This window comes from Moraxella equi (assembly GCF_002027555.1).
In the GTDB taxonomy this organism is placed as follows: Bacteria; Pseudomonadota; Gammaproteobacteria; order Pseudomonadales; family Moraxellaceae; genus Moraxella; species Moraxella equi.
Window position 1 is genome coordinate 1 of sequence record NZ_MXAP01000152.1, and the last position, 7,895, is coordinate 7,895.

General features: G+C 47.2%; 5 protein-coding genes. 4 read left to right on the forward strand and 1 reads right to left on the reverse strand.

Features of this window, described 5'->3' with window-relative positions; translation table 11 throughout:
- Positions 1–186: 186 nt before the first annotated feature.
- The 3 genes from B5J93_RS12330 to B5J93_RS12340 all read left to right on the forward strand — a co-directional run bounded on the left by B5J93_RS12330 (position 187) and on the right by B5J93_RS12340 (position 5,162).
- Positions 187–2,274, forward strand: coding sequence for an OmpA family protein (locus B5J93_RS12330; RefSeq protein ID WP_079326643.1), 2,088 nt, complete (start codon positions 187–189; stop codon positions 2,272–2,274).
- Positions 2,275–2,647: 373 nt separating this feature from the next.
- The gene (locus B5J93_RS12335; protein ID WP_079326644.1) at positions 2,648–4,462 is read left to right on the forward strand and encodes an OmpA family protein; all 1,815 of its coding nucleotides are present in this window, start codon (positions 2,648–2,650) and stop codon (positions 4,460–4,462) included.
- Positions 4,463–4,547: 85 nt separating this feature from the next.
- Complete coding sequence (locus B5J93_RS12340; protein ID WP_079326645.1) at positions 4,548–5,162, forward strand: pseudouridine synthase; 615 nt, start codon at positions 4,548–4,550, stop codon at positions 5,160–5,162.
- A 21-nt stretch (positions 5,163–5,183) separates the two neighbouring features.
- On the opposite strand, the gene B5J93_RS12345 is transcribed toward B5J93_RS12340, so the two are convergent.
- On the reverse strand, positions 5,184–7,034 hold the full coding sequence (locus B5J93_RS12345) for a M61 family metallopeptidase (RefSeq protein WP_158080747.1): 1,851 nt from the start codon (positions 7,032–7,034) through the stop codon (positions 5,184–5,186).
- A gap of 286 nt (positions 7,035–7,320) precedes the next feature.
- Between B5J93_RS12345 and B5J93_RS12350 the strand changes: the two genes are divergently transcribed.
- The gene (locus B5J93_RS12350; RefSeq protein WP_079326646.1) at positions 7,321–7,806 is read left to right on the forward strand and encodes an FKBP-type peptidyl-prolyl cis-trans isomerase; all 486 of its coding nucleotides are present in this window, start codon (positions 7,321–7,323) and stop codon (positions 7,804–7,806) included.
- The last annotated feature ends 89 nt before the right edge of the window (positions 7,807–7,895 follow it).

Genomic DNA, 7,895 nt, shown 5'->3' on the forward strand with positions numbered 1-7,895 from the left:
CAATTTTTCAATTTTTCAATTTATTATCGCACCGCCCAACACCATGTTCAAGCCCTTACCGCATCAGATGATAAAACAGCACAAAAACAAGACAAAAGGCAAGGCGATGACGATAATGGCACAGATTTTTGTAAGAATTTGCGGTATAATAAAGGGTTAGCATAAAAATAGTTGATAAGGTGAACGATGGACATCGTACAGTATTTGCATGGGTTGGTATCAAGCTCCATGGGCATCTCAAACGAAGATACGAGTGCGGATTTGTTAAAGCAGTATTATGCCCTAAGCACGGCACGCTTGATTGAGCTTAATGATGGCTTTGACAGCACCAATGCCAAAAATCACAGCCTGACCGCCTTGTGGAGCATGCAGGCAGAGCCTTTGGCAAGGCGTTTGGCACGCAGTTTTCACATGGATGAGCAGTCCACAATGACACTCCTAAAAGCCATTACTCCGCCGATGATGGTGGAAGTGGCGAATTTGGCAGGGGGTCAGGGGCTGATTGCTTTTTTGGCACAGAATTTTGAATCAAGTCGCACGCATTTGCCTGCGTGGTCGCCCCAGTTTATCCAAAGCTCGCTGGCTCAAAAGATTGAACAATTAAATAGACAAACGCCAACTTCTGATTCGGCATTTATCAATTCTGATAATCAGCCCAATCAAGCAGATGATAACATGAATAATACTCCCATCACCACGGACGGCTCGCCAATTATTAGCGTGACCAAAACTGCCGATATTAATGATAATACCAATACGCCCTTTGGCAATGATAAACAAGGGGGAAATATTAATACCAATGGCATTTATCAAGATGGCATAAATGATGGTATTAATGGCGGTATTGATAATAATATAAATGATGATATCAATACCGATACAACCGCCCAAGATGACATCAATGACGATAATCATCTCGGTGGTCATCAACCCATTAAACCTTCCGTAAAACCTAAGGTGGCACGCCCCAACCCTTTATTAATGGGACTCGGGGCAGGGCTCATTGCCTTGGCTGTCGGGGGCGGAGCATGGTATTTACTAAAAGACAAATCGAACTCATCAGAGACCGCCCCCGTCCACGACCCCAATGTCGCCACACCGACCGTCACATCGCTAAATCCACCCCGTCTGTCCCTAACATCAGGTGAAAACGGCACGCTGTACGCCTGTCAAGCCGAAGTGGGCAACAGCCAGCTCCAAGAACAACTGCTCGGGGTGCTACAAAAGAACTTCGGGCAAATCGGCTGTATCATGGACATCGATGATAATTTTGGCACATCGCTGACAGGATTAGAACGCTTGGAGAGCATCATGGCAATGGTCAAGGCTGAGCCGTTTACCAGCATTGAGATTATCGGCGACCACATCTATGTCAATACGCCAAAGACGGACATCCTACCCAGAATCGTCAATGACATCGCCCTACTCGCCCCACAGTTTACCGTCTCGCCCACCCCTGCGTTGGATAAAGCCAATGTCATCAATCAGAGCCTTGAACGTGCCACGACCGCCCTAAATACTCTGGATAATCCGCCCAACAGCTATGACTTGTCACGTTCGGCAAGCCTTGCGGTGATTGATTTTAATGGCACAAGCGAGTTGCCTGCCAATACCCATGGCGTGCTGTCGCTACTGGCAGAGAAAATCAAAGCCAATCCGAGCATCAAGCTCATCATCGCAACCCACACCAGTGGCGGAGATGGCACTGACCGCATGGCAAATCTTAGCCTATCGCAAAGCCAAGCCGAAGCGGTCAAAGCCTTTTTGTTAGAGCAGGGCGTGAGTGACATCCAGCTGACCCCCAAAGGCGTGGGCGACAGCTTTCCAATATCGGACAACGTGACCGAACTGGGTCGCTTTAAAAATGGACGAACAGAGTTTTTGGTGTTTGATGAAGCGACCATGACCGCACTCAACGTGGACATGACCCAGCTTGTGCCAGCACCAAACACCGCCATGTCCGCCCAAAGCATGCCCATGCCTGCCCCCGTACAACAAATGCCCATGCCTGTACAAAATGCACCCATGCAGACCATGCCAGAGCCCATGCCCGTACAAGGCATGCCTGATGGCAACTACCTACCCCAACCTGTACAAAATGTACAACCCCTGCCCGAAGTGTATCCTGCCCCTGCCCCATCAGGTTATATTGGCACCACCCCGCCCCCCGCCCCGTCAGCAAGTACATCTGCCTTACCTGATGATTTTATTGAGCTTAGTAATGCCACGATTAGCTCTGAGCAAGGGCGAGGTGTAGAAAGAGAAGTGCGTTAAATGTCAAAATATGGTTTTAGCTTACTGATACATGATAAAAAAACCTGTGTTTCGTCACAGGTTTTTTGCTTGATATTATTATCATTTGATACAAAATTATTTTTATAAATTATTGATTTTTAATAATTTATTTTAAAAATCAATTTATTTGGTTGTAAAAATAAATCATTCTTTTGGTTTTGTTGCTAAAATTGTTGCATTATTGTTGTTTTTTTAAACTTTTTTAAAAATTCTATCGCAATCATTATTATTTTAAAGTACAATATTTTCACTTTTTAACTTAATCAAAATCAATTTTAATTTTTAAAAACCTATTTTGATTTTTTATTTTCAAAATCAATTTGACCATTTTCAAATTAATAAGGAGCATCCCATGAATCTAATTGACCACCTACACAGCACGGTCACCCCACAAGTATTGCCATTGGTCGCTGACCACACTGGCGATGAAGATGCCAAACGTGGCGTATTGTCTAGCTTTTTTGGTATCTTTGGGGCAAGACTGTCCGACTCTGACACCCTAGCTCGTGTTCAGAGCTTGTCATTTGACAACATCAAAGATGGCAATTATGTTCTTGATGCGGTATTACAAGATGACAAAGGCGACTCGCAAGTAAGTGCCTTAAATGGCGAGCTTGCCAAAGAACACAATATCCCTGAGAAGACTGTGGGTTTATTAACGACCGCTGCCGCCCCGTTGGTATTTGAAGAGTTTAAATCATTGGCAGGCACAGGCTCTGTCTCAGCATTCCTACAAGACAAAATCCACGACCTTGCTGCCTACCTACCTGACTGGGCAGAAAAACTGTTGCCGCTAGGACTGCTCGCAGGTGCTGTTGGTTTGGCAGGTTCTGCGGTATCAGGTCTAGGCAAAGGCATTGGCGGTCTTGCTGACAAAGTGGGCGACACTGCCACAAGCCTAGGTCAAGGCGTGGTAAACACTGCCGACAAGGCAGCTGATACGGTCAGCGGTGCAGTCAGTGGCGTGACAGGTGCCATCACAGGTAGCGACAAAGAGCCACGTGCCACTCATGTAAATGGTCAAGTAGAACCCATCAAAAAAGAAGAAGGTAGTTTCATGAAGACGCTACTGCCCATCATTGGTTTGGTGATTTTTGCAGGGCTGGCATGGCTCCTGCTACGTAGCTGTCAAGAAAAGCCCACCCCCGTGGCGGCACCTGCCACACCCCCTGCCGAGACCGCCCCTGCCAGTGGCGCTGTCGCAGGTTTAGCCCCTGCCACGCTTAGCTTTGCCACCGATGAGACAGGTCAAACCATCTACTCATGCCGTGGCGAAGCAGGCAGTGAAGGTGTTTTTGCCAACATTCGCACCGCTCTGTCAGGCGTGTTCGGTGTCGCCGATGACAAATGTCAGCTCAATGTCAGCTCGAACGTAGCAGATAGCTTGCCTGCTGGCGAACACCTAGAAGGCATTTTCAAACTTATGAAAGGCGTGCCAAATTCTAGTGTCAGCATTAGCGACAAAACCATCCGCTTTAACGCAACCAACGCCGATGACATCACCAAACTCATCGATGGCACCAAAGTACTCGTTCCTGCCGACTTTGTGGTCGAAGCCGAGCCACAACTTGATGTTGCTAGTGCGGTAAGTAACAGCATTAGTACTGCCAAAAATGCCATCTCAGGTCTGACCGATACAGCAACCGCTGATGACCTAGTGCGTGCATTGAATCTACAAATCATCAACTTTGCCACCGCATCTAGTGAGATTCCTGCTGAGAACAAAGAAATTCTTGACCTAGCAGCAACCAAACTTGCCAATCTGCCTGATGCCAAGCTTAAAATCACCGGTCACACCGACTCACAAGGCGACCATGCGTCCAACAAAACCTTGTCTGAGCAACGTGCCAAAGCCGTTCACGACTACCTAGTCTCTAAGGGTGTGCCTGATGAGCGTTTGGAAGTCTTTGGGGCAAGTTTTGACCATCCTGTGGCAACCAATGCCACCGAACAAGGTCGCTTCCAAAACCGTCGTATTGAGTTCACACTCATCCAAGACGGCGAGCAAATCACTGCTGTTGGCAATGCACCGACCAGCCCTGCTACTGTCGTAAAAGAAGCACAACAAGCCTCTACTGATGCGACAACCAAGACAACTGCCGAGACAGCAGAGCCTACTGCTGACACAGCACCAGAGTCAGTGGACGCCCCTGCCGAGAACAAATAATCAGTTTTGGCAAAACCGTGGTACAATAAAAGCCCAACATGTCAGTCATGCTGGGCTTTTATTGTTACTTTAAGAATACCAAATCATGCCTATCGTTGTCCTGTTTAACAAACCCTATAATGTCCACAGTCAATTTCGTAAAGACCATGACCAGATGATGACCCTTGCCGATTATTTTGATGACAAAAGTCTGCGTGTGGCAGGACGCTTGGACAAAGACAGCGAAGGTCTGCTCGTTCTCACCGATAACGGCACGCTCAACCATTTCATTACCACACCACCCACGCACGGCAAAGCCAAATCATGGGGCAAGACTTATCTGGTGCAAGTAGAACACACCCCAACCGCTGACCAACTTCACGCCCTGCGTACAGGCATAACCCTAAAAGACGGTAAAACCCTGCCTGCCCACATCCTACACCTAGATGATGACAACCTGCCCATCGATGTATGGGACAGACATCCGCCCATTCGTGAGCGTAAAAATATCCCCACCGCATGGCTTATGATGACCATCTTTGAGGGCAGAAACCGCCAAATCCGCCGTATGACTGCCCATGTCGGTCTACCCTGCCTAAGACTCATCCGCTTGCAAATCGGTAGTGATAAGCTCGGCTGGCACGTTGGCGACTTGACTGTCGGTCAAAGCAGACGCATTCACATCAGCCATGACGAGCTAACACAAATACTGCGGGGCTGATTAGGTTTATTATCCAAGACCCTATGATTTGAGCCATTTATCAAAAACAAGCCACCCTTTTTCTTGATAGTCTGCCGTACGCACCGACACACTCTCATGCCGTGTTGGCGTGCCACAGGTCACGGTAAAGGTGCGAAGTTCATCACGGCGAAAGGCATGTACCACCACGCTGTCAGCATGGGTCAGTGCCGATTTTATGCCCGCACCACTGGCACGAATGCCATCTATTGCGATGATGACATCGCCCACCGACAGCCCTGTACCACTGGCGATACTGCCACGGTGTAGGTGCTTGATTTTAAGACCATCCGCATTCTCATCCACGCTCATGCCCCATGCCGTCTCTATCTGCTGACTGTCTAACACCGCCCCAAACTCGCCCATGAGTGACACAAGGGGTAGCTCATCCGTACCCACGACATAGCCATGATAAAAGTCCTGCCATGCGTCCGCCCCCATCATAGAGCTGATGACATCGCTAAGATTATCATCGGTCATGCCAAACCGTTTGTCATCACTCTGTTTGGATTTGTCATAAAAGGCTTTGACGACATCAAACAGGCGGTATCTGCCCCCTGAGTGTTTTAACAAACTCAAATCCAAACACAACGCCACGAGCGCCCCTTTGTTATAATAACTCACGCTCTGATTGGCGGTATTCTCATCAGGGCGATACAGCTTTATCCATGTATCAAAGCTCGACTCCGCCACGCTTTGGTGTCTGCGACCGTCTGTCTTATAATAGCGGTTGATTTGGGCGGTGATGAGTTTAAAATAACTTGCCCTGTCAATCACGCCTGAGACCAATAACATCAAATCATCCAAATAACTGGTAAAACCTTCAAATACCCACAACAAGGGCGTGTAGGCTTCTGTTTGTAAATCACTGTCCATCATCACATCAGGACGCACCGACTTGACCCACCACGCATGAAAATACTCATGGCTACATAGCCCCAAAAACCGCTGATAAGACTCGCTTGGCACATCAGACTCACCCACAGGCAAATCGGTGCGTGGCGTGATAAGGGCGGTTGAGTTGATATGTTCTAACCCACCATAATCACTGCCTGTTACCATTGTCATAAAGGTATAGTCAGTAAAAGGCACATCGCCCAATAGGTCAGCATAGCTTTGGCAAATCTTTTGCACATCTGCCGACAACCTTGTCAAATCAGCACGGTGTCGCCCTGCGATAAAAAAGCGATGAGCCACCCCTTTGTCCGCCACCTGCACCGTAAAGTCAAACAGCGACTGCACCCCAAATTCAAAGGGATAATCATAATATTCAAAGGCTTCTTTGGGAGCGAGTGAATACCCCACCCCCTGTTCATGCTCACGCACGACATGGGGCAGACCGCAGGCGAGCGATGAGCCTTGATTTTTTGCCAAAAAGCTCTGTGGTACATGCAGATGCACACAAGCGGACACTCGTTCATTATCTGACACCATCAAAAGAAGCGATGTAAAATTACCAAACAGTCGACTGTCATCGACAAATGCCGTCCGCACCGACAAATCATGGCAGTACACTTCATAATGCACCGTTATCCGCCCCGCCTGCCCGATGTCGGCAAATTCATAACGGTTTTTGGCACTTTTGCTTGCCCGATACGCCCGCCCTGTCTCATCATAGGCGATGACTTTGGTGATGTTCTTGCTAAACTCACGCACCAAATAACTGCCTGCTATCCAAGTCGGTAGCCACAAACCAAGCTCGTCACCAGAGCGTTCAATGTCCGCCACATCAAAGCTCATGATGACATCAATCAAATGCTCATGACATCGGGTAAAGTCAAGCACATAATGAATGGCAACATCCTGCTCGCTGTTCGTCTTTGGTAAATTGGGGGTTGTATTTAGGTGCATCATTGTATTTACCTTATTAAACTCATCAAAATTGGTGTTATTAAAATTGGTGCTGTTGTTTAAAAAATATTTTAAAATTGCAAATGCAAGATAACAAACATTGTTAAACAACAGATTATCAACTGACGCCATTATAACAAAATTGATTTAAATCTGCTTTAATCGGCTTTTAAAAGATTTTTGTAACCAACGCCCAACATTTGCCAAAACTTTGCTATAATAGCCCTTGATTATCAGTAATAATACCCCATTTACTGATAAACATTTTTCACTTTTATAGGAAAATTTCATGTCAATGATTGCAAATGACACCGTTGTACGATTCAACTACACCCTAACCAACAGCGACGGGGACGTACTTGATAAATCAAATGGCGAACCGCTTGCCTACTTGCACGGTCACCACAACATCATCCCTGGTCTTGAAGCCCAAATGGAAGGCAAAGGTGCAGGCGATAAGTTTACCGTGACTGTTGCCCCCGAAGACGCTTATGGCGAGTATCTTGCCGAGGCTGTCCAAGAAGTGCCACGGGCAAATTTCCAAGGTGTTGAAAACATCGAAGTTGGCATGCAGTTCCAATCACAAACCGATGATGGTCATGTCATGCTTGTGACCGTTAAAGACGTGAATGATGACGTGGTGGTCGTGGACGGCAACCATCCGCTAGCTGGCGTGACTTTGACGTTTGACGTTGAGGTGGTTGATGTGCGTGAAGCCACTGCCGATGAGATTGCTCACGGTCATGCACACGGTGTGGGCGGTCATCATCACTGATTAGTCCATCACTTACAAAACCCAAACGTTTGCTTTGGGTTTTTTGTTTTTTAAAGGATTAAATAGACTTCCTGCAAAACCCCTCCTAT

Bases quoted from the DNA above. Each gene is read 5' to 3' on its own strand.
- B5J93_RS12345 (WP_158080747.1), bottom strand. From the start codon at position 7,034: ATGATGCACCTAAATACAACCCCCAATTTACCAAAGACGAACAGCGAG.
- B5J93_RS12335 (WP_079326644.1), top strand. From the start codon at position 2,648: ATGAATCTAATTGACCACCTACACAGCACGGTCACCCCACAAGTATTG.
- B5J93_RS12330 (WP_079326643.1), top strand. From the start codon at position 187: ATGGACATCGTACAGTATTTGCATGGGTTGGTATCAAGCTCCATGGGC.
- B5J93_RS12350 (WP_079326646.1), top strand. From the start codon at position 7,321: ATGTCAATGATTGCAAATGACACCGTTGTACGATTCAACTACACCCTA.
- B5J93_RS12340 (WP_079326645.1), top strand. From the start codon at position 4,548: ATGCCTATCGTTGTCCTGTTTAACAAACCCTATAATGTCCACAGTCAA.